The following is a 21,499-nucleotide window of genomic DNA, read 5'->3' on the forward strand; positions in this document are numbered from 1 at the left end:
AGAAACAGAATATTCTCTTGTAACCTACATATACATTATGATGAAGCGTAAAAATTCTTCAGGAACAGGTCCTGATGTAGTGCTGATTGGTGCTGGTATTATGAGTGCCACACTGGGCGTGCTGCTTAAGGAACTGCAACCTGATATAACCATAGAAATTTTTGAGAGGTTGGATGTGGCGGCAGCAGAAAGCTCTGACGCATGGAACAATGCCGGCACAGGCCACTCTGCCTTCTGCGAACTAAATTACACACCTGAACTCCCTGATGGCTCTATTGAGACCTCTAAGGCCGTTAGCATTGCGGAGTCTTTTGAAATATCAAAGCAGTTTTGGGCTTACCTGATAGAGAATAACCTTATTGAGATTCCGGAATCCTTTATCAGAAGTACTTCTCACATGAGCTTCGTCTGGGGCGAAAAGAACGTTGACTTCCTCAACAAGCGCTATGCTGCTCTTACAAACTGTCACCTCTTTAAAGGCATGGAGTATTCTGAGAATCCAGAGCAACTGGAAGATTGGATGCCGCTCATTATGGATGGCCGTGATAAATCTCAGAAAGTGGCTGCTACCCGCATGGATATTGGCACCGATGTAAACTTCGGGGAACTGACACGCTGCATGTTCAACCATTTAAAGGAGATGGATGGCGTTACACTGCATTTTAATCATGAAGTCCGTAAGTTGAAACGGCAGCCGGATAATTCCTGGCGACTCAAGGTAAAGGACTTATCATCTGGAAACAAGCGTAAAGTATATACCAGTTTTGTTTTTATAGGCGCAGGAGGCGGTTCTCTGGCGCTGCTCGAAAAATCAGACATTCCGGAAGGCAAAGGCTATGGCGGCTTTCCTGTAAGCGGGCAGTGGCTGAAGTGCACGAACCCGGATGTGATTCAGCAGCACCAGGCAAAAGTATACGGCAAGGCTGCAGTAGGTTCACCTCCTATGTCTGTGCCACACCTTGACACGAGGATGATCAACGGGAAAAGAGAATTGCTTTTCGGGCCTTATGCTGGTTTTTCAACTAAATTCCTGAAGAAGGGCTCTTACTTTGACCTGCCTAGCTCTATTAAAATCGGTAACCTGCGCCCCATGATGGCAGCAGGCATTAAAAATATCCCGCTTACCAAGTACCTCATCAACCAGGTGCGCCAGTCGCCGGAAGATCGCCTGGCGGCACTTCGGGAGTACTATCCGAATGCCAGAAGCGAAGACTGGGAGTTGGAAAAGGCTGGACAGCGCGTTCAGGTAATCAAAAAAGACCCGAAACATGGCGGTGTGCTTGAATTTGGAACAGAGGTAGTAAGTGCAGCCGATGGATCTATTGCCGCACTGCTTGGTGCTTCGCCAGGTGCTTCTACGGCTGTTTCTATTATGCTTACGCTCCTGGGGCGCTGCTTCAAAGATGAAATTAACTCTAAGGAATGGCAGACTAAACTAAAGCAGATGATACCATCTTACGGAGAGTCGCTTGGAGAAAATGGCCAGCTGTTAGAGGAGGTAAGAGAGCATACCAGCGAAGTGCTGGGACTGAAAAACATGAAGCAGGTGCAGAAGTAAGCAGCAGCTTTGTAGCTATGGCCTGCCTGCGGGAGCGCATAATATACCTTCGCTCCCGCAGGCGGGCCATTTGTTTTGTGTAACGATATACTATAGCCGGGCAAAAAGAAAAGCCTCTGCGAGCATTGCTGCAGGCAGAGGCTGACTGGTTAAAGCAGCTTATCTAGAAGATGTAACGTATATCACACCAGGGTATAACCTCCTGTTGCAACTGTTTAAACTCACTAATCCATCTCGCCTTAAGCTGGTAGCGGTACCGAACATTGATGCCGCCGAACTGGCTTTGCTTCGTTTCCTGTATAGCTGGTGTCCAGATTAACTCCTCCGCCTTCGGGTTGATAGCCAGATTAGCCTCGTGCTGCCATTGGTTGTGCGTAAGGAAAATGACCTCGCAGTTCATCTGTTTCTTCAGTGCAGGAGGTACTACCTGGTTCAGTTGTTCAAACAGTTCCCTGTAATCGTCCAGCCATCCCTCATACACAATCACCGGCGAGAAGTTAACATGCACGTCATAGCCTGCCTGGTAAAAGTCGTTGATGGCAGCCAGACGCTTCTCCAGCGTATCCGTTCGTACATCTACCAGCTTGCTTACTTTATGAGGCAGCAGGCTAAAACGAACACGGGTTTTACCTTGCGGGTCATACGTCAGCATCTCCTCATTCACGAACTTAGTGGCAAAGGTGGCAAACGCTTTCGGGTGCTGCCTAAAAAAAGCCACCGTTGCCGCTACGCTGTCTGATAAAGCGGCATCCACCGACACATCAGAGTTACAGCCAATGTCATAGGTATAATACTGGGCATGCGTTTGGTTTGGCACTTTTGGCCAAGGCTGCTTCTGCACGTGCTTGTTTACCGCCGCCAATATTTCCTCGGTGTTCGTGAAAAGCGTGATGGGGTTCACAGGCTTGTTACGGTCTACATAACAATAGGCGCAGGCCCCCAAGCAACCGTTGGCAAGGCTAGGCGATATGAAATCTGAGCTGCGGCCGCTTTCACGGCAGACTAGTGTTTTTAAGCGCCCCAGCACCAGCACATTCGACTTTACCTGGTAATGATTGCCCTCTACTTCAGGCAGCCTGTTATGTTGTTTTATTTCCTGATGTACTGCCTCAGGATAAGCGAGTAAGGCCTTAGCCCCGCGCTCATTCAGAGCGTCAGGTGTGTAAAGAACAGTGGATGGATTTAGTTTCTGCATACGTTTTTATAACAGCTTCACCGGCTATTATGTTCATGTAAAATAAATATTAAAGTTGTTGATAATCAAGATGTTGTGCAGTAATATAAAAGACTTTTTCTGAATCAAACAGGGGGTGAATATGTTTCTTTTATAGCACCAGATATACCAGCCTTAAGGTTATTTGTTGTGCTGAAACCATACCTAAAAGAGAGATTTATTTAATGGAAGCAGTTCAGGAGAAAGCAATTATAAAAACAAGCCAGCGTTCCGGAAAGCTATGGATGCCCAAGCAGGTGCTTATTACGCCAGCTGCTATGGAGGAACCCTGGGGAAGACAGATTTATGAGCGCGTAAAGGGTTTAGGCTTGCCTGTACAGGAGCTGAAGCAGAACCGACTTACAGGACTGCGCGGCGAGGATGAGCGGGAAACATACCGGAAGGCCAAAAGCACCCTGGCTATTGTAACAGCACCGCCCAGTGCTCTCAAACTACAACCTGTTCCGCCCTCCGCCGACTGGCAGTTTCACCTGGCCGAAGGTTGTCCGGCCCATTGCCAGTATTGCTACCTGGCAGGTAGCTTGCAGGGTCCGCCCGTTATCAGAACCTTTGCCAATTTACCGGCCATCCTGGAGAACCTGCTGCATTATAAAAAGCCAAACCAGGTGACCACGTTTGAGGCTAGCTGCTATACCGACCCCTTGGGCATTGAGCACCTGACCGGCAGCCTGGCAGAAACTATGCGCTTCTTTGGTGAGCAGGAAAACATGCACCTGCGCTGGGTCTCTAAGTTCGACCAGGTGGACGGACTGCTGGCTTTACCGCACAACGACAACACGCAGCCCAGAATCAGTATCAATTCAGACTTTATCGCCAGGAGGATGGAAGGAGGCACGGCCTCTATAGAAGCCCGGTTGGCGGCTATCCGTAAACTGGCGTTGCCAAGGGCAGAAGGCGGAGGCGGTTATAAAGTGGGTTTGGTTATTGCGCCCATCATGCCTGTTCCGGATTGGGAGGAGCAGTACACATATTTGCTTGACAGGCTGGAGCAGACACTGGATTTCCCCTGTGAAATAACTTTTGAGCTTATCAGCCACCGGTTTACGTCAGGTTCCAAAGCTATTCTGCAGGAGTGGTACCCGAACACAATTCTGGACTTTGACGAAAGCAACCGCTCAGTGAAGTACAACAAGTTTGGTGGCAAGAAGTATGTATATCCGGCAGTCACTATGAATTTGCTGCGCAGCTTTTTTCAGCGCGAGCTAAAAAGGCGCTTTCCCAATGCGCCTATCTTATACTGGACATAATATAAAACCCGCTACTACTCTTGAAAGTGCTTTTAAGAGTAGTAGCGGGTTTCAAACAGCTGCATCAGGCCGAGCTGAGAAACTATGTTTACTGGGGCAGCACTTTTACCTGTAAGTGCGAAGGCCGCTGGGCATCATGGTAAATATGAATGGTCGATTTAATATAATCTTCCGGGTCTGCCTCATAAATGTTGATGAACTGCTGTGGGTTGCGATCCGCGAGCGGAAACCAGGAGCTTTGAATCTGCACCATCAGCTTATGGCCTTTCTTAAAGGTATGCAGCAAGTCGGGCACCTCAAATTTAACCGGGGTTGGCTCATTGGGTGTGAACGCCTCTGGTTTCTCAAAGCTGTTTCGGTAGCGGCCACGCAATATTTCGGCACGTACCAATTGCTGGTAACCGCCCATCACCGCGTCACTACCTTCGGCGGCTACAGTGTCTGGTGTGTCTTCCGGGTATACATCAATCAGTTTTACTACAAAGTCGGCATCAGTAGTGCTGATGCTGGCAATCAGGTCAGCTATAACCGGGCCAGCCAGGGTTAAGTCTTCGATTAAAAGGTCGGTTGTATACGTTAGTACATCCGGCCTTCGGGAGGCGAAGCGCTGGTCGTCGAGCATGTATTCACGTGTACGCTTGCGGTGGACTTGCCCCTGGTACGGAACCGGGTTGGCCGGATCGGAAAGGTACTCATCAAAAGAACCAGTTACAGTTGGCGCTGAGAACCCAAGTTTACCATTCGGAAGCAGGTACAAATTTCTGTCCTCAACCGCTTTTGGTGGCCAGGTTGCGAACGAGCGCCACTCGTTGGAGCCAGTTTCAAATACAGTAGCTTCGGCTAGTTTGGGAGCGTTGCCCTGGCCTTTCAGGTGATAATTCATGAAAGGAAGGAACAGGCTGTCGAGGTAATACTGGCCGGTGGATTGTTCAAAACTGATATCGCCCAACGATTTTGCATCAGACCACCAGCACCCATGGCACCAGGGACCCATCACCAGCTTGTTTGTGGCTTTCGGATTTTGCTCTTCAATTTTCTGGTAGGTCTCCAGGGCACCGAATAGATCTTCGGCATCATACCAACCACCAACTGTTAAGATAGCTGGCTTTAGCTTGTTTGCATGCGACAGAGGGTTACGGCTGCTCCAGTAGGAATCGTTGTCGGGATGGGTCAATATATCATTCCAAAACGGAATACTGTCTTTAAAGAACTCGGTGTTTGCGCGCTTAGGAGTTATTACTGTATTCAGAAAATAATCGTAGTTATCGCGGTTCTTACTATCAGTTACACCAAATGTACGCGTGGCAGGTTTATCGGGCTCGTCCTGATCAAAACGGGGTAGAAAATCGAAAAAGTCCATCCAGAAAAAAGCGCCTTTGTGGTGCACATCATCGCCTATAAACCAATCGGTAACAGGGGCTTGCGGCGAAACTGCTTTCAAAGCCGGATGGTTGCTAATAGCAGCAGCAGTGCTATAGAAGCCCGGGTACGATACACCATGCACCCCAACATTGCCATTGTTGCCTTTTACGTTTTTCAATAACCAGTCAATGGCGTCGTAGGTATCTGTGGCTTCGTCTGGTTGTCTTTGTTTTTTCTTGTTGGAGTTGTTTACCAGCGGCCTTTCATGGGAGAACTCGCCTTCCGAACGCCAGCGTCCACGCACATCCTGTTCTATAAAAATGCACCCTTCCCGGGCTAGTTTGGCAAAAGAGCCGCTACTATACAACCGACCATGAACTCGGGTAGCATTGTAAGGTGTGCGAGTCATCAGGAAAGGATACTTTTTTGAACTGGAAGCATCTTTGGGCACAAAAACTTCGGTGTATAGCTTTACCCCGTCGCGCATCGGAACCATTACTTTGCGATGCTCATAATTCTGTGCCAAGTAAAGGCTATCCTGGTATTGCTGCGGTTTTAACTTTGTGGTGACGGTACTCTGGGCAAAAATATTGGTAGAAATAAACGCCAAAAATAAAACAGAAAACAGCCGACGGAAGTCTATCATTATAAAAGCGGATTAGAGGTTATAGCAGCAATATACTGATTGTTGGTAAATTTATTCATCTCATGCATTGCAGGCCATTTATGAGGTGAACAGGAAGAGAGGCTGCAAGCAGGGCAGGAGCATGAGGGAGTGTCGGCAGAGTGTCGTAGAGCCGTTATAGGAATCCTGATGCATCGCTACGGGATGAGCAATCAAGCGTGAAGGGAAACTTGGCAAGAAGAAGGTGATGCCGACATCATCTTAATGTCAGGTTCTGTCACTGTCTTGTCGTAAACTATCTATGGCAGGGAAGTTTGGCCGCAAAAAGAACAAAAAACTTATAAGACACGCTAATAACTATTTTGTGCACATAAAAAAAGCCACTTAGCAGTTTTACCTGTAAGTGGCTAATTTTCAAGCTCCCCCTCCTGGGCTCGAACCAGGGACCCCATGATTAACAGTCATGTGCTCTAACCAACTGAGCTAAGGAGGAATCTTATTTGTTTTCAGCAGCTTTCCCGCTGATTGATGGTGCAATATTACGGTGGTTTTACTTAGCACGCAAGTGCACGCCGAAAAAAACTTTTTCGAACTTGGGTAATTCCCTGTAAATCAACAGAAAAAAATTAGTTCGAAATATACAGCAGGGAGCCGGAAAGGGCTGTTCGGTACTGTTGGAGGCCATATACGGATGGCCCGCCTGTTACATTGCCCTGCATGTTAAACTGAGAACCGCAGCAGTCATCTACAATAAACAGGTTAGAAGGGTCTACCTCTACCTGGGAGCAGGAGGCTGTTGGGTCGTAAGGGCATGCACGTTCGAAGGCTAAGTACTGGCTAGCGTTCTGACGCACGATTAGTATCCCTTTGTAGCCGCCGTTTATGTAGGAGTAGCCGCCGTCCCGGCGCAAACCCGGGTGTAGCTGGCTGTTAACGTTTATCTGCTCGTCCACGAACACTTCCGGTATCCTTGGCCCTACAACATTGTTGTTGTTGCAGGCGGTGGTGAACAGAAGCAGGAGCGCACACAGCGCCCAAAGTTTACGCATAGGTATAAAAGCCTTTGCCCGACTTGCGGCCGTGGTGCCCGGCATCCACTTTCTGCTGCTGGATGCGGCTTGGTCTGAACTTCGAATCATAATGAAAAGCCTCGAACATGGAGGTAGTTACTGAATAATTAGTATCAACACCTATCAAATCCATTAGTTCAAACGGACCCATCTTAAAGCCACTGGCCTGCATGAGTTTGTCAATCGTTTCTACGTCGGCTACGCCTTCTTCCAGCAGCTTCAGCGCTTCTACATAAAAATGGCGTGCCACGCGGTTCACGATAAAGCCCGGGGAGTCTTTGGCCATCACGGGTGTTTTGCCCAGCTTCAGCGCCAGTGCTTTTATAGTTTCGGCTGTTTCCGGGGCAGTAGCGGCGCCGGATATCACCTCTACCAGCTTCATGATGTGGGCCGGGTTAAAGAAGTGCATGCCCACCACCCGCTCCGGGTGTGGTATAGCGGCTGCTATTTGTGTGATGGGAATAGACGAGGTGTTGGAAGCAAGGATTGTCTCTGCGGGGTTCATGCTCGCCAGCTCCTTGAATATACTTTGCTTCACTTCCAGGCGCTCTACTACCGCTTCGATAATAAGGTGGCAGCTAAGCTGCAGTGTGTCGCCTGTAAAGGAGAGATTGTCCAGGGCTATTGTCTTGTCCTCTTCTGTCAGCTTCCCGCGTTCAATGCCTTTATCAATGTTTTGGGTGGTCGTAGACTTTGCTTTTTCCAGTACCTGCGCATTGATGTCAAACAGAATGGTCTTAAAACCAGCCTGTGCACAAATCTGCGCAATGCCCTGGCCCATTGTGCCGGCACCCACCACACCTATCGTTTTAATTTCCTCCAGTTTCATCTTTTAAATGGTTAAATTGTTTAACTGTTGAATGGTTGAAAATAAATTCTCCCGCATAAGATTTGCGTGCAAATCAACAGTTCATTTCCCTGCCACCAAAACCCTTCAGTCTGATAAACGACAAATAAGGCTGAATATGCATGCCGTCCTTTACCTGCGAACCCAACAATTTAATAATCCAGCCATTTAACAATTAAACAACCCCTTCAAACTGGCGCAGGAAGCGCACATCGTTTTCAGTGAAGAGGCGAAGGTCTTTTATCTGGTAGCGGAGCATCGTTATTCGCTCGATGCCCATGCCGAAGGCAAAGCCGGAGTACACTTCCGGGTCAATGCCGGAGCTGTGGAGCACGGCAGGGTCTACCATACCAGAGCCACCGATTTCTACCCAGCCGCTGCCTTTGCAGATGTTACAACCTTCGCCCTTGCAGATGAAGCACGTAATGTCAATCTCAGCACTTGGCTCGGTGAACGGGAAGAACGACGGGCGGAAACGAATCTGTGTGTCTTGCCCGAACATCTCCTTAGCGAAGTAATACAAAGTCTCTTTCAGGTCTTTAAAACTCACGCCTTTGTTCACGTACAGGCCCTCTACCTGGTGGAACACCATGTGCGCACGCGCAGAAATAGCTTCGTTGCGGTACACTCGGCCCGGCATGATGCTGCGAAGCGGCGGCTGGTTGTTTTCCATCAGGCGCACCTGCACAGTAGAGGTATGGGTACGGAGTAACTTTTCTTTGTTCTCACTTAAAAAGAAGGTGTCCTGCATCTCGCGCGCCGGGTGGTTCTCTGGGAAGTTCAGCGCAGAGAAGTTATGCCAGTCATCCTCCATCTCCGGGCCCTCAGCCACATTAAAGCCAATGCGCTCAAAAATGCGCACAATCTCCTGGCGCACCAGCGAGAGCGGATGGCGCGTGCCGAGCGTGTTTGGTACGGTTGGCAAACTAAAGTCAAAGCCGGTATCCGCGTTTTGGTCTGCGGCACTGGCCAGTTGCTCCTGCGCCTGGTCGAAACGCTCCTGGGCGCGGTTCTTCAGGCTGTTCAGGTGCTGGCCCACCTCACGGCGCAGCTCCGGTGCCACCTGCTTCAGGTTATCAAAAAGGGCTGCAATGCGGCCCTTGCGACCAATGTAGGCAATGCGGAATTGCTCCAGCTCGGCAGGGTTCGTCAGCGGCGCTGCCTCTATCTCTTGTGCTATTTGTTGTATGTTCTCCACCATAGTATGCAAAGGTAATAATTTGGCGCTTCTGATTCTACTTAGGTTCTGCTCAGTTGGTACGCATGCCAGCGCCCGGAGTAGGGCAAAAGCAGGTAATTCCGGACGTACGGCAGTTGAAGCAGAACCGCTTAGGTAAGAGGTGATTGGAGGCGATAGCGATTGCAGAAGCGTGTTATACTTCGTAGTTTACCGACGCAAACCTACAGCTTACCGACTTCTCCCCCCGGCCCGCCTATCTGTTATAGACCAACGGGTATGTTTAGAGTACATTTGAGCATCAACTTAATCAAAAGGACTATGGAAAATAAAGAACAAAACCCGGAGAGCAACTACGGCGGTAACTGGGGAAAGCCGCAGCAGGCTGGCGGCGGAAAGGTGCTGGCAGGCTTGCTTTTAGTGACAGTAGGCGTTGTGGTGCTGGTGGCCAAGCTTGATCTGTTCTTTTTGCCTTACTGGCTGTTTAAATGGGAAATGATTCTGATTGTGGTGGGCCTGTTCCTTGGCTTCCGTCACAATTTCCAGAAGCCGGGCTGGCTCATTCTGGTGCTCATTGGTACTGTTTTTCTGATAGAGGATGTGGTAGATGGATTCGACCTGCACATCTATTTCTGGCCCATTATGCTTATAGGTCTCGGGGTATGGATGATATTAAAGCCCCGTCGGGACTACCCCAGGCAATTCGATCGGAAAAGAGATGTAAGAGAGGGAGAGGCGGATCCAGACCAGGCGCAGCATCACCGCTTCAACGCAGAATACGCTACAAACAGTACCTACTCTACTGAAGACATCGTAGATGCCACCGCCATATTTGGAGGCATTAAAAAGAACATCATCTCCAAAAATTTTCTGGGGGGCGAGGTCGTGAGCGTGTTCGGTGGCACTGAGCTAAACCTCAGCCAGGCCGATATACAGCACCCGGTCATGCTGGAGGCCACGCAGATTTTTGGCGGCACCACACTTATTATCCCGCCGCACTGGCAGATAAAGTCGGAGATGGTAGCCATACTGGGTGGCATAGACGACAAACGGCCGGTAATGCCCGGCGGCTATGACCCAAACAAGGTCCTCATTCTGAAAGGCACCACGCTTTTTGGCGGGCTTCAGATTAAGAGTTTTTAACCTGTCTGGCACATGTATCCATTACGCGTTATATTGGTTTACCTGGGCTGGGCTTTGCTCTGGATTGTGGTGCAGACAACGCTGCTATGGTCGGTGGGGTTGCCCATAAACACAGCTATTGCTGATGCCCTGCTCACAAACACGCTGCTGGTATGTGGGGGGTATGCCATGGGTACAGGTCTGCAGTTTTACCAGCCAAGCGTAAAACAAGGCGCCTACCTGCTGGGGTGGAGTTTGGGTTTAGCGGGTATAAGCATGCTGCTGTTTAACTTTATAGCAGGCAAGGCTTTCAATGGAGATGCTAGCTACCTTGCCTTTGTGGAGGTCACGCTGCCGGTGCGGATAGTATTCGGTTGGTTAATAATACTGCTCATGCTGCTGTTAAACTGGATGTGGTTCTATACCCGGGAGCGGCAGCAGGGCGAGGAGAGGAAAACCACTGCCGAAAAGCTGGCCCGTGAGGCAGAGCTGCACACACTGCGGCAGCAGCTACAGCCACACTTCCTGTTCAACAGCCTCAATTCTATTAGTGCCCTGATTGGGGCTAGGCCGGAGCAGGCGCGTACAATGATACAACAGCTCTCCGACTTCATGCGTGGCACCCTGCGCAAAGACAACCAGCAACAGGTAAGCCTGGCCGACGAGCTGAAGCACCTGGAGCTGTACCTGGAAATTGAAAAAGTGCGCTTCGGGCACCGCCTGCAAACGGCCATTGAAGTACAAAATGAAACCATGGACATGCGCCTGCCGGCCCTTTTACTGCAGCCCGTGGTAGAGAACGCCATCAAGTTCGGCCTGTACGATACCATCGGCGACACCGTGATACAAGTAAAAGCCACCGCCCAGGACCACCACCTGCAACTACAGATACAAAACCCTTATGACCCTGCCACCGCACGGCCACCACAGGGCACCGGCTTCGGCCTGAGTTCCGTGCAGCGCCGCCTGTACCTGCTCTATGCCCGCCACGACCTGCTCCAGACCCAGCAGCAGGAGAACCAGTTTATCACCAGCATTAAAATTCCGCAAAAGCTATGATCAAATGTTTAGTAATAGATGATGAGCCGCTCGCACGCAGCATTGTAGTAGAGTACCTGCAGCACCACGCAGGTATAGAGGTGGTGCAGGAGTGTGGCGACGGCTTTGCAGGCGTGAAAGCCATCATGCAACACCAGCCCGACCTGATTTTCCTGGACATCCAGATGCCTAAAATCAACGGGTTCGAGATGCTGGAACTGGTAGAGCAGGCCCCAGGCGTTATCTTTACCACGGCTTTTGATGAGTATGCCCTGAAAGCCTTTGAGGCCAGTGCCGTCGATTACCTGCTCAAGCCCTTCAGCCAGGAGCGCTTTGATGCTGCCCTGAAGAAGTGGCAGGAACAGAAAGGCATAAACGCCGCCGAAAGCAAGGCTCCGGACCTGAACGAAGTACCTGCCAAGCAGCCGGAGGAGCAGCTGCGCATTGTGGTAAAAGCTGCCAACGACATCCGCATTATACCAGTGAAGGATGTGCTGTATTTAGAAGCCTACGACGATTACGTGAAAGTACACACGCCGGACGGCCTCTTCCTGAAGAAGAAAACCATGAACTACTATGAGCGTGTGCTGGACACGAAGCAGTTCGTGCGCGTGCACCGCTCATACATCATTCCCCTCACCCAACTCACCCGCATAGAACCCCTGGAAAAAGACAGCCACGTGGCGCTGCTGAAAAACGGCGTGCGTGTACCCCTGAGCCGGAGCGGCTACAGTAAATTGCGTACAGTGCTGGGCATCTGACGAAATTTTTTTTTATGTAAATCTTCTGATTTTTTTGAATCAACCTACCTGTCAGATTGGCTTTGGTTTCTCTAAAGAATTGGGCTGCTCGCCTGATGTTATCGGTCGCTAGTCTTTTTTTTGCCTCTGTTTCTAAGCAGCCGGCACACCTGTTCTGTTTAGTAAATAGCTGTGTTTTAAGGGGAAATAAACATTCTGTGAATTGGGTTGTTAATGAAAAATTAACGCAGGAAACTTTGGGTATTAAAAACGTTTCCATAGTATTGCGCTGATTTAGTATATGGAGACAGTAGAAAACACCGATATCAGAAGTAAAATTTTAGACGCCGCCTTTGGTATGTTCTGCCAGCGGGGCATTAAGAGTGTGTCGATGGATGACATTGCCCAGCACCTGGCCATGTCGAAGAAGACGCTATACAAATGGTTTAAGAACAAGGACCAGGTGGTGTATGAGGCGCTGGCCAACTTTCTCTCCTTTGTGCAGCAGGACTGCCAATCGGATGTTGAAAACGCCGGCAACGCGATTGAAGAACTATTCCATGCTATGGAGATGACGAAGAAAATCTTCACCAGTATACATCCTTCCATTTTTCATGACCTGCAGAAGTATCACCGCGACAGCTGGGTTTTATGGCAACAGCACAAGGTAAACTTTATACTAGAGATGATAAAGGAGAACCTTCATCGTGGCATGCAAGAGGGGTTGTTCCGGCAGGATCTGGATGTGGAAACAATTGCGCGCCTGCGGCTGGTGATGATCGAGATGCCGTTTGATGCGAAGCTTTTCCCCCCTTATGAATTTAACATAGCAAAAGTGCAGAAGGATAGCCTGGAGCATTATATGTTGGGAATAGCTACCCTGAAAGGGCATAAGTTAATCAACCAGTACAAGCACATCATTGAAGAAGAATAACATTACCTACTAGCAAAACAGACCATGAAAAACAAAATAAGCCTGCTGGCAACCTTTCTGTTGTTTTGGGGAACATTCTGTGCCAGCGGGCAGGGAACACCACCGTCTTTTAGCCTGCAGCAAAGCATCAACTATGCACTGCAGAACCGCCCAAGCCTGCAGGCTACCCGAAATGAGCAGCGGATCGCAAAAGCCCAGGTCGGAGAGATCCGGGCGATGGGCCTGCCACAGATAAACGGCTCCCTGGATGTCGGAGATAACTTTGTTCAGCAGCAGAGCTTCCTGCCTGCAGAGTTCTTCCAGGATCCTGACAACCCTAACGCGCCTGAGCCGGGTACATTCGTTCCCGTGACTTTTACGCCTGCCTACACCGGTAATGCAACCGTAACAGGCAGCCAGTTGCTATTTGATGGTACTTACCTGATTGGCCTGAAAGCGGCGAAAACCTATACAGAGCTGTCGCGCAAAACCACGATACAGAGTGAGATTGACGTGGCCGAGCAGGTATCAAAAGCCTACTATGGCGTGCTGGTAAACCGCGAACGCTTTGAATTACTGAATCAGAACCTGGTGCGGCTCGACACACTGCTATATCAGACCAGGATTATGTTTGAGAATGGAGTGGCCGAGAAGCTGGATGTGGACCGCCTGCGGGTACAACTGAACAATCTGAAGGTAGAGCAGCAGAAGACAGAGCGCCTGATGGCCATCAGCGAAAACCTGTTGAAGTTCCAGATGGGCATTGACCAGAAGCAAGTTATCCTGCTGACAGACGAATTGGCGGAAGTGGAGGTGGATGTGAGCAAGGTCAGGCCGCAAAACTTTGACTACACCAACCGCATTGAATATTCTATACTGGAAACACAGCGCGACCTGGCAGAGCTGGATCTGCGCAACCGTAAATCAGGCTACCTGCCAAAGCTGTACCTGAATGCCCGCTACGGGTACATAACTGCCAGCAACGAGTTCAGCAATATTACCAAAACCCGCAACTGGCTGGAGTTTGGCTATGTAGGAGGGCAATTACAGCTGCCCATCTTCGATGGCCTGCGCAAGCACTACCAGATTCAGCAAGGCAAAATAGCGCTGGAGAACACGAAGCTGGGCTTCCAGACACTCGCACAGAGCATTGACCTGGAACTGGAGCAGGCTTCTGTAGAACTCACCAATTCGCTGGATGTGCTGGAGTCGCAGCGGGAGAACATGGCCTTGGCGGAGGAGATTGCCCGCGTGGCCAAAATCAAGTTCCAGGAAGGAGTAGGCACCAACCTGGAGGTAGTGAATGCTGAAACGGACCTGCGGGAGGCGCAGACAAATTATTATGCCGCCATGTATGATGCCCTAATTGCAAAAGTAAACTTGGACAGAGCCACAGGCACCTTGTTTACAAAATAAAACAACTGAAAAATCACTTGCTTAAAAAGAACATGAAACGAATCATAGGAATATATGCCATGGCCCTTGCGCTTGGCCTGGCGGCATGCAACAGTGGCAACGATAAAGAGGCGCAACTGAAGGAACTGAAAGCCCAGGAGGCAACCCTGCAGGAACAGATTGCGGCACTGGAGGCCGAACTTAGAACAGAGGGTACAACCGTGGCAGCACAGAAGAAAACAGTGCCGGTATCGGTTTCTTCGCTGGAGCAGGATACTTTCCGCCACTACCTGGAGGTGCAGGGCAGAGTTGATTTTGACCAGAATGTGCTGGTGAGCGCAAAAGTGCCGGGCGTGCTGACAAGCGTGCGGGTACAGACCGGCGACCGTGTGTCGAAAGGGCAGACGATGGCTACGATTGATGCGCAGGTGCTGGAACAGAACATAGCAGAGGTAAGAACGCGCAAGGAGCTGGCCGATATAGCTTATGAGAAGCAGAAGAACCTTTGGGACCAGCAGATCGGCACAGAAATGCAGTACCTCACGGCCAAAAACAACAAGGAAGCCTTAGAGCGCAGCCTGGCAACACTGCAACAGCAGCGCGACCAGTTCAACATAAAAGCCCCGGTAAGTGGGGTAGTGGATGAGGTAATACCAAATGCCGGAGAAGCTGTAGCGCCAGGCATAGGCATTATCCGGGTGGTGAACCTGCAGGGTAGTAAAATAGTGGCAGAGGTGTCAGAGGCCTACCAGGCCAAAATTAATAAAGGTGATCAGGCGGTCGTTTACTTCCCGGACCTGGAGAAGGAGGTAGAGACGATGGTAGATGTGGTGAGCCAGTTTATTAACCCGACCAGCCGCACCTTTACAGTGGAGCTACGTCCGAAAAGCACGCAGGACATTACGCTGCGCCCGAACATGGTGGCCGTGGTGCGCATCCAGGATTATAAGAATGAAGACACGATTGTGCTGCCGGTAAACCTGGTGCAGAGAGACGAAAGGGCCGAATATGTGTACGTGGCCCAGCAGGAAGGCGACCAATACGTAGCCACGCGCAAAGAAATTACGACGGGTATGAACTATGGCGGAAACGTGGAGGTGCTGAGTGGCCTTTCTGCTAACGACAGAGTGATTACGGCAGGTTACCAGAATGTAAACGAAGGGCAGCCGGTTGTGTTTACAGAAAACAGCCTGACCCGGAAATAAGACTTTAAAGTAAAAACTATGAAACAGTTCAAACCAACCAGTTGGTCCATCGATAATAGAACCAGTGTCTATATTGTTACCATCATCATTACGCTGGTAGGTATATTCTCTTACATTAACCTGCAAAAAGAGAATTTCCCTGACGTTGTGATACCGACTGTGATGGTGGCGACAGTATACCCGGGTACCTCCCCTTCCGATATGGAGAACTTGGTAACACGCCCCATCGAGAAAGAGATAAAGGCAATAAACGGGGTAAAAGCAGTGACTTCTAATTCCCTGCAGGACTTCTCTATTATTACGGTGGAGTTTGAAACGGATGTGGATGTGCCGGTGGCAAAGCAGCAGGTGAAAGACGCCGTGGACAAAGCCCGTACCGATCTGCCGACTGACCTGGACCAGGAGCCAAACGTGCAGGAGGTGAACTTCTCCGAGATTCCGATTATGTATGTGAACGTGGCAGGTAACTACAGCCTGGACCAGTTGAAGCAGTATGCCGAGGACTTGCAGGACCGCTTTGAGGGCTTTCCGGAGATTACGCGTGTAGACATGGTGGGTGCACTGGATAAGGAGGTGCAGGTAAACGTGGACCTATACAAAATGCAGGCTGCGCAGGTAACGTTCACGGATATCTCGAACGCCATCGCAAGAGAGAACATGACCATCTCAGGCGGTAACGTAACGGTTGGCGAAGCCAAGCGCTCAGTGCGCGTGGTAGGCCAGTATACAGATCCGAACAGGATAGGTGACATTGTGCTCAGGTCTGTGGCCGGAGCCAACATTAGACTCGGGGATATTGCAGAGGTGAGAGAAGGTTTTGAGGAGCAGGAGAGTTATGCGCGCCTGGGCAACCAGCCGGTTATCACCTTGAACGTGATCAAGCGCAGCGGCGAGAACCTGATTGAGGCCTCAAACAAGATCCGCGAAACGATTGATGAGATGGAGGGTGCTTCCCTGCCTGACGACCTGGTCATCACCGTTACCGGTGACCAGTCAAAAATGACGCGCCATACGCTGAATGACCTGATAAACACCATTATCATTGGGTTTGTGCTGGTAACGCTGGTGCTGATGTTCTTTATGGGTACTACCAACGCGCTCTTTGTCGGTCTGTCGGTGCCAATCTCTATGTTCGTGGCATTCCTCACCTTCTACTTCTTCGGTATCTCGCTGAACATGATTGTGCTGTTTGCTTTCCTGCTGGCCCTGGGTATTGTGGTAGACGATGCGATTGTGGTTATCGAGAACACGCACCGTATTTACCAAACCTCCAACTTAAGCATTGTAAAAGCGGCGAAGGTAGCTGCAGGAGAGGTGTTCGTGCCTGTGTTGGCTGGTACTCTTACCACCATCGCGCCGTTCTTTCCGCTGCTTTTCTGGCCGGGCGTGGTAGGTAAGTTCATGCAGTTCCTGCCGATTACTTTAATTGTAACGCTGGTGTCATCGCTGTTGGTGGCCTTTATTATCAACCCGGTGTTTGCGGCTTCTTTTATGAAAAAGCACAGCGAGCACCCGGCATCACCACGCGCTAGCAGAACTTTCTGGATTCTGATGGGAATAGGCTTTGCCATTACAGTAATAGGTTACCTGACAGGTTGGTACGGTGTAGCTAACCTGGCCCTGCTTGTCGTGTTCCTCGTGCTGCTGAACAGGTATGTGCTCACAGGGCTGATCGATAAATTCCAGAACCGTGTGCTACCGCGCTTTATGTCCGGCTACGAAAGGCTGCTGCGCTGGATGCTGGTGGGCTGGCGCCCGATTGGTGTTCTTGCCGGTACAATAGCCTTGCTGCTAGTTTCTTTTGGAGTAGCTTACCTGTTTCCGCCTAAGGTGGAGTTTTTCCCGCAGGGCCAGCCTAACTTTGTTTATACCTACATCAACATGCCGATTGGTACGGACCAGGCCGTGACGGACTCCGTGACGAAGGTGGTGGAGCGGCGCATTTACAACGTGATCGGAGAGAATAATCCGGATGTAGAATCCGTTATCTCCAATGTAGCCATCGGTGCCGGAGACGTGAATGATCGCTCTACTACACCGCAATCTCATAAGGGGAAGGTTACCGTTGCCTTTGTAGAGTATAAAGACCGTGAGGGCGAGCAATCGACCAGCGAATACCTGACCGGAATACGGGAATCTGTAAAAGGTATACCCGGAGCAGATATTACCGTGGACAAAGAGCAAAGCGGCCCGCCGGTGGGCAAGCCTGTTTCGGTGGAAATAGCCGGAGAGGATTTCCAGGGCCTGATTGCCCTGTCGAAGCAGGTGGAGCAGTACATCGATCAGCAGAACATTGAAGGTATAGAGGAGTTGCGCTCCGACCTGGAAGACAGCAAGCCGGAGATTGTGATTAACATCAACCGTGAGCGGGCAAACCGGGAGGGTATCTCTACGGCGCAGATTGGGCAGGAGGTGCGTACAGCCATTTTCGGAACAGAGGCATCTAAGTTCAAACTGGACGAGGAGGAGTATCCGATTCAGGTTCGTTATGCAGCGCCATACCGTGATAACATTGATGCGCTGATGGACATGCGCATCACGTACCGTGACATGAACTCAGGCTTAATCCGCCAGATTCCATTGTCGTCGGTGGCTACGATAGATTATACGACCACGTACGGAGGCGTGAAGCGCAAGGACCTGAAGCGTGTGGTAACGCTGGAGTCTAACGTGCTGGCCGGGTACAATGCCAACGAGGTGGTGCAGCAGATAGAAGAGTCGCTGCAGGATTTTGAAGCGCCGGAAGGCTATGAAATCGGTATGGGGGGGCAGCAGGAGGAGCAGCAGGAGACCATGGAGTTCCTGATGCTTGCGCTGGTAGCCGCCTTCTGTATCATCTTCCTGATTCTGGTGACGCAGTTTAACTCGGTGTCGAAGCCGTTTATCATTCTGTCGGAGGTGCTTTTCAGTATCATCGGCGTGTTGTTAGGCTTTACAATTTTCGGTATGGACATGTCTGTTGTGATGACGGGTGTGGGTATCGTAGCGCTGGCAGGTATTGTGGTGAAAAACGGCATCCTTATTGTGGAATTCACAGATATCCTGCTGGACGAGGGCAAGGAGTTGAAAGAGGCAATTGTAGAAGCGGGTAAAACGCGCCTGAACCCGGTGTTGCTCACGGCCACGGCCACCATACTGGGCCTGATTCCGCTGGCAATTGGCCTGAACCTCAACTTTTATACCCTGTTCACAGAGTTTGAAGCAGGCTTTTTCCTGGGTGGCGACAGTGTTGCTTTCTGGGGCCCATTGGCTTGGACTATCATCTTTGGCCTTGGATTCGCGACGCTGGTCACCTTGCTGGTGGTGCCGGTCATGTACCTGCTCAACGAGCGACTGAAAGACAAAATAGTAGGTAAAAATAAAAGAGCAGCTGCCGGTGCTCTAAAACAGGCAGAAGATGGAGTGCCAGTGAATGGAAGAGTTAGAGAATATACAGTTTAACCAACTTTGCTATGTTAGTAACAAACAGCGCTATTGAGAAGGAGGTATTCCGTATCATTAGCAAGACAAAAAAAATAAAACCTGAACGCTTGCAGGTAGACAAGCGCTTGTCTCAGGACTTTGGATTTGACACAGTAGACCTGGTGGACATTATCCTGGAGGTGGAGAAGAACTTCCATATTGTGATACCAGATGAGGTGCCCATTAACACAGTAGGCGATTTTGTTGATTATGTGTCGGCGCATGCCATGCGGCAGGCCAGCTAAACAGCGGAAGCACTTTTTTGATGTATAAGAGAAAGCGGGGAATTAACGTTCCCCGCTTTTTTATTGCTCTCGTGTATTGGGAGCGTAAGTATTTTGTGCCACAGACATAGCTTGTGGAGCGGTTGTTTTCAGGATAGCAGAAATACGCTGGCCCATACTTTCTCCTGAAAGAATAGAAACAGTTTAAATGCAGTTACCGGTGCATCAGCCGCCAAAAGACATATAAAGTTATTGTCTTATTACCTGTAATGCCTTGCTTATATGGTGCTCAGGTAGCAGAAGCTGCTTGCCTGGGAGGGGTTTAGTAGAGTTTAATCGATAAGGTATTGTTTAGAAAATGGAGATACGGTAGGCTTTTAACTTGTTGTCTAGTTTTTTGGAGTCACCACAAACACGGTCCAGCAGTGCCCAGAAATGCGGACCGTGGTTTTTCTCTACCGTGTGCGCCAACTCGTGCAGAATCACGTAATCGCAGAGTGCATCGGGGAGGCGCATCAGGTGCAGGTTCAGGTTAATGTTGTTGTTGTGCGAGCAACTGCCCCACCTTGATTTTGCGTTCTTTATGAAAACGCTCTGGTACTGAAACCCGAACTTTTCAGCAAAATAAGCCACCCGCTGTGGCAGGTATTGTTTCGCTTCTTTGCGGTAAGCCTCTTCAATCGACTTGCGGATAAATTTCTGCACATCCGGGTCGCGTACATCCTTGAAGGCTGGGTAAAACACGTTAACGTAGTCTTGCTCTACTACACAGCGCATGTCGTAGCGGGCGTGGGTGAGCAGGCGCAGAGCGTGAAACCTTGTTCTGAAATCAGAGTCCTGTGTATATACCGTTACCTTTTCCTCCTGTTGCTGCATGCGGGACTGGTGCTCCTTAATCCAGTCGGCTTTGGTGTAGATAAGCTGCTCCGCTTTCTCGAAACTGATGTGCGGCGGCACGGCAACCCGTACTCCCTTCAGGGGGCGCACACTAATGCTCAGGCGTTTCGCTTTGTCGCTCCGTTCAAACAGGACTTTCCCGATTCCATCAATGTGCAAATTTACTGAACTAAGACGAAGGAATGATGATGACACTAGGCTAAGAGTTAAAGTACAAAATCTTACGACCAAATATATAGAATAATTTCCTTAAAAAAAGTCTGAGAGTAAATGATTTGTATCTTTTTAATTAAATTAATGTATTTGTATTGTGCTATATCTAAATACGCTTGATATTCTGTAAGTATATCATAGCCTGTCTGATGAGGGTAAGGGTGCAATTAAGAAGTACAAAAAAGCGGCGGCAGGTTCGATTAAAACCTGCCGCCGCCGTAATTGAATAATTATATAATGCTATCTCACATTGCCACCAGTAGGACCTTCGTCGGTACTTTTTTTAGGTGCACGGGTGCTATCTGTCGTGGCAGAGCGCAAAGTTGATTCCCGTGTATTAGTAACAGTGCCCTTTGCGTCAGTCTTGTGCCCCTGCGACGAATGATTGCTGTCGGGCTTGTTTTGCTCCTGCTCTTTGTCGTTTGTTTCCATAGTTGTATCGGTTTATTTAAATGTCTGTTCGGGTTGCTTGTGTCTCAACATCGCCGCCTGTTCTGTCGCTGTACTTAGGCGTGCCCCAGGATGTATCTGCATTGTGCGGCTCATCAGCACGTTGCGGCGCTATGGGCGCTGCAGGCTCTACTTTTACAGGTCTGCTTGCTTCCCATTCTTTATACTTGTCCAGCTCTGTTTTGATACTGGCGATGAACCAGGCTAGCAGCGTGGCATCGTCTAATAAACCAATCACCGGAATCATATCCGGGATAAGGTCAATTGGCGAAATGAAATAAATAAGAACAGCAATGCCGGCAACCACTGTAGAGGACGGAATGCCTTTGTATTCACCTGCCATGGCCGCCTTTATCATGCGCGTCAGCAGTTGTAGATTTTCCCACACTTCCCCTGCCAAAGCACTGACTCCCTTGTTGGCAGATGCTTTCTTTAAAGCGTCTGATACGAGTTGCGCTACTTTGGACGGGTGCTCCAGGTAAGCTTCTGCTTTTTCAAGCATCTTTTTGAAGAAGGGGCTTTGTGCTATTTTTTTACCTTCCGGTCTCTGATTCTCCATAATTGTGTATGTGCTTAGAATTTCTGTGTTTGTGCTGCATGTTTTAACTGTGGCCGGGGCCGTATGCACCTGCCACGCCTGTATTTGAGTGCAATTTGCTTAAACATACAATAACCTTTCTATACTTGCTCTCTCTAAATTTGTTTAGTTATGAAATAAAA

The 21,499-nt window shown here is 49.7% G+C and carries 18 protein-coding genes and 1 tRNA gene; 10 read left to right on the top strand and 9 right to left on the bottom strand.

Going from position 1 to position 21,499, the window contains the following annotated elements; translation table 11 throughout:
- Window positions 1–37 precede the first annotated feature (37 nt).
- Complete coding sequence (locus tag E1919_RS21560; protein WP_202915971.1) at window positions 38–1,558, top strand: malate:quinone oxidoreductase; 1,521 nt, start codon at window positions 38–40, stop codon at window positions 1,556–1,558.
- A 163-nt stretch (window positions 1,559–1,721) separates the two neighbouring features.
- On the opposite strand, the gene E1919_RS21565 is transcribed toward E1919_RS21560, so the two are convergent.
- Window positions 1,722–2,753 carry a spore photoproduct lyase family protein gene (locus E1919_RS21565; RefSeq protein WP_162055491.1) on the bottom strand — a complete coding sequence of 344 codons (1,032 nt, stop codon included), beginning with the start codon at window positions 2,751–2,753 and terminating at the stop codon, window positions 1,722–1,724.
- A gap of 203 nt (window positions 2,754–2,956) precedes the next feature.
- Between E1919_RS21565 and E1919_RS21570 the strand changes: the two genes are divergently transcribed.
- Entirely contained in the window at window positions 2,957–4,039 is a 1,083-nt protein-coding gene (locus E1919_RS21570) for a spore photoproduct lyase family protein (protein WP_162055492.1), read from the top strand.
- Window positions 4,040–4,127: 88 nt separating this feature from the next.
- On the opposite strand, the gene E1919_RS21575 is transcribed toward E1919_RS21570, so the two are convergent.
- The 5 genes from E1919_RS21575 to pheS form a co-directional block, all read right to left on the bottom strand.
- Window positions 4,128–6,047 carry a CocE/NonD family hydrolase gene (locus E1919_RS21575; RefSeq protein WP_162055493.1) on the bottom strand — a complete coding sequence of 640 codons (1,920 nt, stop codon included), beginning with the start codon at window positions 6,045–6,047 and terminating at the stop codon, window positions 4,128–4,130.
- 398 nt (window positions 6,048–6,445) lie between these two features.
- Window positions 6,446–6,519, bottom strand: a tRNA-Asn gene (locus E1919_RS21580).
- Between the two features lie 133 nt (window positions 6,520–6,652).
- On the bottom strand, window positions 6,653–7,075 hold the full coding sequence (locus E1919_RS21585; protein ID WP_162055494.1) for a hypothetical protein: 423 nt from the start codon (window positions 7,073–7,075) through the stop codon (window positions 6,653–6,655).
- Window positions 7,068–7,925, bottom strand: a complete 858-nt coding sequence (locus E1919_RS21590) for a 3-hydroxyacyl-CoA dehydrogenase NAD-binding domain-containing protein (RefSeq protein WP_162055495.1) — start codon at window positions 7,923–7,925, stop codon at window positions 7,068–7,070. Before E1919_RS21590 ends, E1919_RS21585 begins: the two co-directional genes overlap by 8 nt.
- A gap of 193 nt (window positions 7,926–8,118) precedes the next feature.
- Window positions 8,119–9,144, bottom strand: a complete 1,026-nt coding sequence (pheS, locus tag E1919_RS21595) for a phenylalanine--tRNA ligase subunit alpha (RefSeq protein ID WP_162055496.1) — start codon at window positions 9,142–9,144, stop codon at window positions 8,119–8,121.
- A 297-nt stretch (window positions 9,145–9,441) separates the two neighbouring features.
- Here pheS and E1919_RS21600 point away from each other — a divergent pair, with 297 nt between their 5' ends.
- The 8 genes from E1919_RS21600 (at window position 9,442) to E1919_RS21635 (ending at window position 19,240) form a co-directional block, all read left to right on the top strand.
- Entirely contained in the window at window positions 9,442–10,263 is an 822-nt protein-coding gene (locus E1919_RS21600) for a cell wall-active antibiotics response protein (protein ID WP_162055497.1), read from the top strand.
- Between the two features lie 12 nt (window positions 10,264–10,275).
- Window positions 10,276–11,301: a sensor histidine kinase gene (locus E1919_RS21605; protein WP_162055498.1), complete on the top strand. Its 1,026-nt coding sequence runs from the start codon at window positions 10,276–10,278 to the stop codon at window positions 11,299–11,301.
- A complete protein-coding gene (locus E1919_RS21610; RefSeq protein WP_162055499.1) occupies window positions 11,298–12,041 on the top strand; it encodes a LytR/AlgR family response regulator transcription factor in 744 nt (247 codons plus the stop codon). The genes E1919_RS21605 and E1919_RS21610 overlap by 4 nt, the downstream gene beginning before the upstream one ends.
- Before the next feature lie 280 nt (window positions 12,042–12,321).
- A complete protein-coding gene (locus E1919_RS21615; RefSeq protein WP_162055500.1) occupies window positions 12,322–12,954 on the top strand; it encodes a TetR/AcrR family transcriptional regulator in 633 nt (210 codons plus the stop codon).
- 24 nt (window positions 12,955–12,978) lie between these two features.
- A complete protein-coding gene (locus E1919_RS21620; protein WP_162055501.1) occupies window positions 12,979–14,349 on the top strand; it encodes a TolC family protein in 1,371 nt (456 codons plus the stop codon).
- A 32-nt stretch (window positions 14,350–14,381) separates the two neighbouring features.
- Entirely contained in the window at window positions 14,382–15,533 is a 1,152-nt protein-coding gene (locus E1919_RS21625; protein WP_162055502.1) for an efflux RND transporter periplasmic adaptor subunit, read from the top strand.
- Window positions 15,534–15,551: 18 nt separating this feature from the next.
- Window positions 15,552–18,974: an efflux RND transporter permease subunit gene (locus E1919_RS21630; RefSeq protein WP_162055503.1), complete on the top strand. Its 3,423-nt coding sequence runs from the start codon at window positions 15,552–15,554 to the stop codon at window positions 18,972–18,974.
- A gap of 11 nt (window positions 18,975–18,985) precedes the next feature.
- Window positions 18,986–19,240, top strand: coding sequence for an acyl carrier protein (locus tag E1919_RS21635; RefSeq protein WP_162055504.1), 255 nt, complete (start codon window positions 18,986–18,988; stop codon window positions 19,238–19,240).
- Between the two features lie 330 nt (window positions 19,241–19,570).
- Here the strand turns inward: E1919_RS21635 and E1919_RS21640 are convergent, their stop codons facing one another.
- From E1919_RS21640 to E1919_RS21650, 3 genes are all read right to left on the bottom strand, one after another.
- The gene (locus E1919_RS21640) at window positions 19,571–20,275 is read right to left on the bottom strand and encodes a M48 family metallopeptidase (RefSeq protein ID WP_237144742.1); all 705 of its coding nucleotides are present in this window, start codon (window positions 20,273–20,275) and stop codon (window positions 19,571–19,573) included.
- Between the two features lie 294 nt (window positions 20,276–20,569).
- Complete coding sequence (locus tag E1919_RS21645) at window positions 20,570–20,761, bottom strand: hypothetical protein (protein ID WP_162055506.1); 192 nt, start codon at window positions 20,759–20,761, stop codon at window positions 20,570–20,572.
- A gap of 16 nt (window positions 20,762–20,777) precedes the next feature.
- Entirely contained in the window at window positions 20,778–21,338 is a 561-nt protein-coding gene (locus tag E1919_RS21650) for a YkvA family protein (protein WP_162055507.1), read from the bottom strand.
- Window positions 21,339–21,499 lie beyond the last annotated feature (161 nt).

Source organism: Pontibacter pamirensis, assembly GCF_010015475.1.
GTDB classification, from domain to species: Bacteria; Bacteroidota; Bacteroidia; order Cytophagales; family Hymenobacteraceae; genus Pontibacter; species Pontibacter pamirensis.

Coding starts and splice junctions, on each gene's coding strand:
- E1919_RS21560 (WP_202915971.1), top strand. CDS start 38: ATGATGAAGCGTAAAAATTCTTCAGGAACAGGTCCTGATGTAGTGCTG.
- E1919_RS21565 (WP_162055491.1), bottom strand. CDS start 2,753: ATGCAGAAACTAAATCCATCCACTGTTCTTTACACACCTGACGCTCTG.
- E1919_RS21570 (WP_162055492.1), top strand. CDS start 2,957: ATGGAAGCAGTTCAGGAGAAAGCAATTATAAAAACAAGCCAGCGTTCC.
- E1919_RS21575 (WP_162055493.1), bottom strand. CDS start 6,047: ATGATAGACTTCCGTCGGCTGTTTTCTGTTTTATTTTTGGCGTTTATT.
- E1919_RS21585 (WP_162055494.1), bottom strand. CDS start 7,075: ATGCGTAAACTTTGGGCGCTGTGTGCGCTCCTGCTTCTGTTCACCACC.
- E1919_RS21590 (WP_162055495.1), bottom strand. CDS start 7,925: ATGAAACTGGAGGAAATTAAAACGATAGGTGTGGTGGGTGCCGGCACA.
- pheS (WP_162055496.1), bottom strand. CDS start 9,144: ATGGTGGAGAACATACAACAAATAGCACAAGAGATAGAGGCAGCGCCG.
- E1919_RS21600 (WP_162055497.1), top strand. CDS start 9,442: ATGGAAAATAAAGAACAAAACCCGGAGAGCAACTACGGCGGTAACTGG.
- E1919_RS21605 (WP_162055498.1), top strand. CDS start 10,276: ATGTATCCATTACGCGTTATATTGGTTTACCTGGGCTGGGCTTTGCTC.
- E1919_RS21610 (WP_162055499.1), top strand. CDS start 11,298: ATGATCAAATGTTTAGTAATAGATGATGAGCCGCTCGCACGCAGCATT.
- E1919_RS21615 (WP_162055500.1), top strand. CDS start 12,322: ATGGAGACAGTAGAAAACACCGATATCAGAAGTAAAATTTTAGACGCC.
- E1919_RS21620 (WP_162055501.1), top strand. CDS start 12,979: ATGAAAAACAAAATAAGCCTGCTGGCAACCTTTCTGTTGTTTTGGGGA.
- E1919_RS21625 (WP_162055502.1), top strand. CDS start 14,382: ATGAAACGAATCATAGGAATATATGCCATGGCCCTTGCGCTTGGCCTG.
- E1919_RS21630 (WP_162055503.1), top strand. CDS start 15,552: ATGAAACAGTTCAAACCAACCAGTTGGTCCATCGATAATAGAACCAGT.
- E1919_RS21635 (WP_162055504.1), top strand. CDS start 18,986: ATGTTAGTAACAAACAGCGCTATTGAGAAGGAGGTATTCCGTATCATT.
- E1919_RS21645 (WP_162055506.1), bottom strand. CDS start 20,761: ATGGAAACAAACGACAAAGAGCAGGAGCAAAACAAGCCCGACAGCAAT.
- E1919_RS21650 (WP_162055507.1), bottom strand. CDS start 21,338: ATGGAGAATCAGAGACCGGAAGGTAAAAAAATAGCACAAAGCCCCTTC.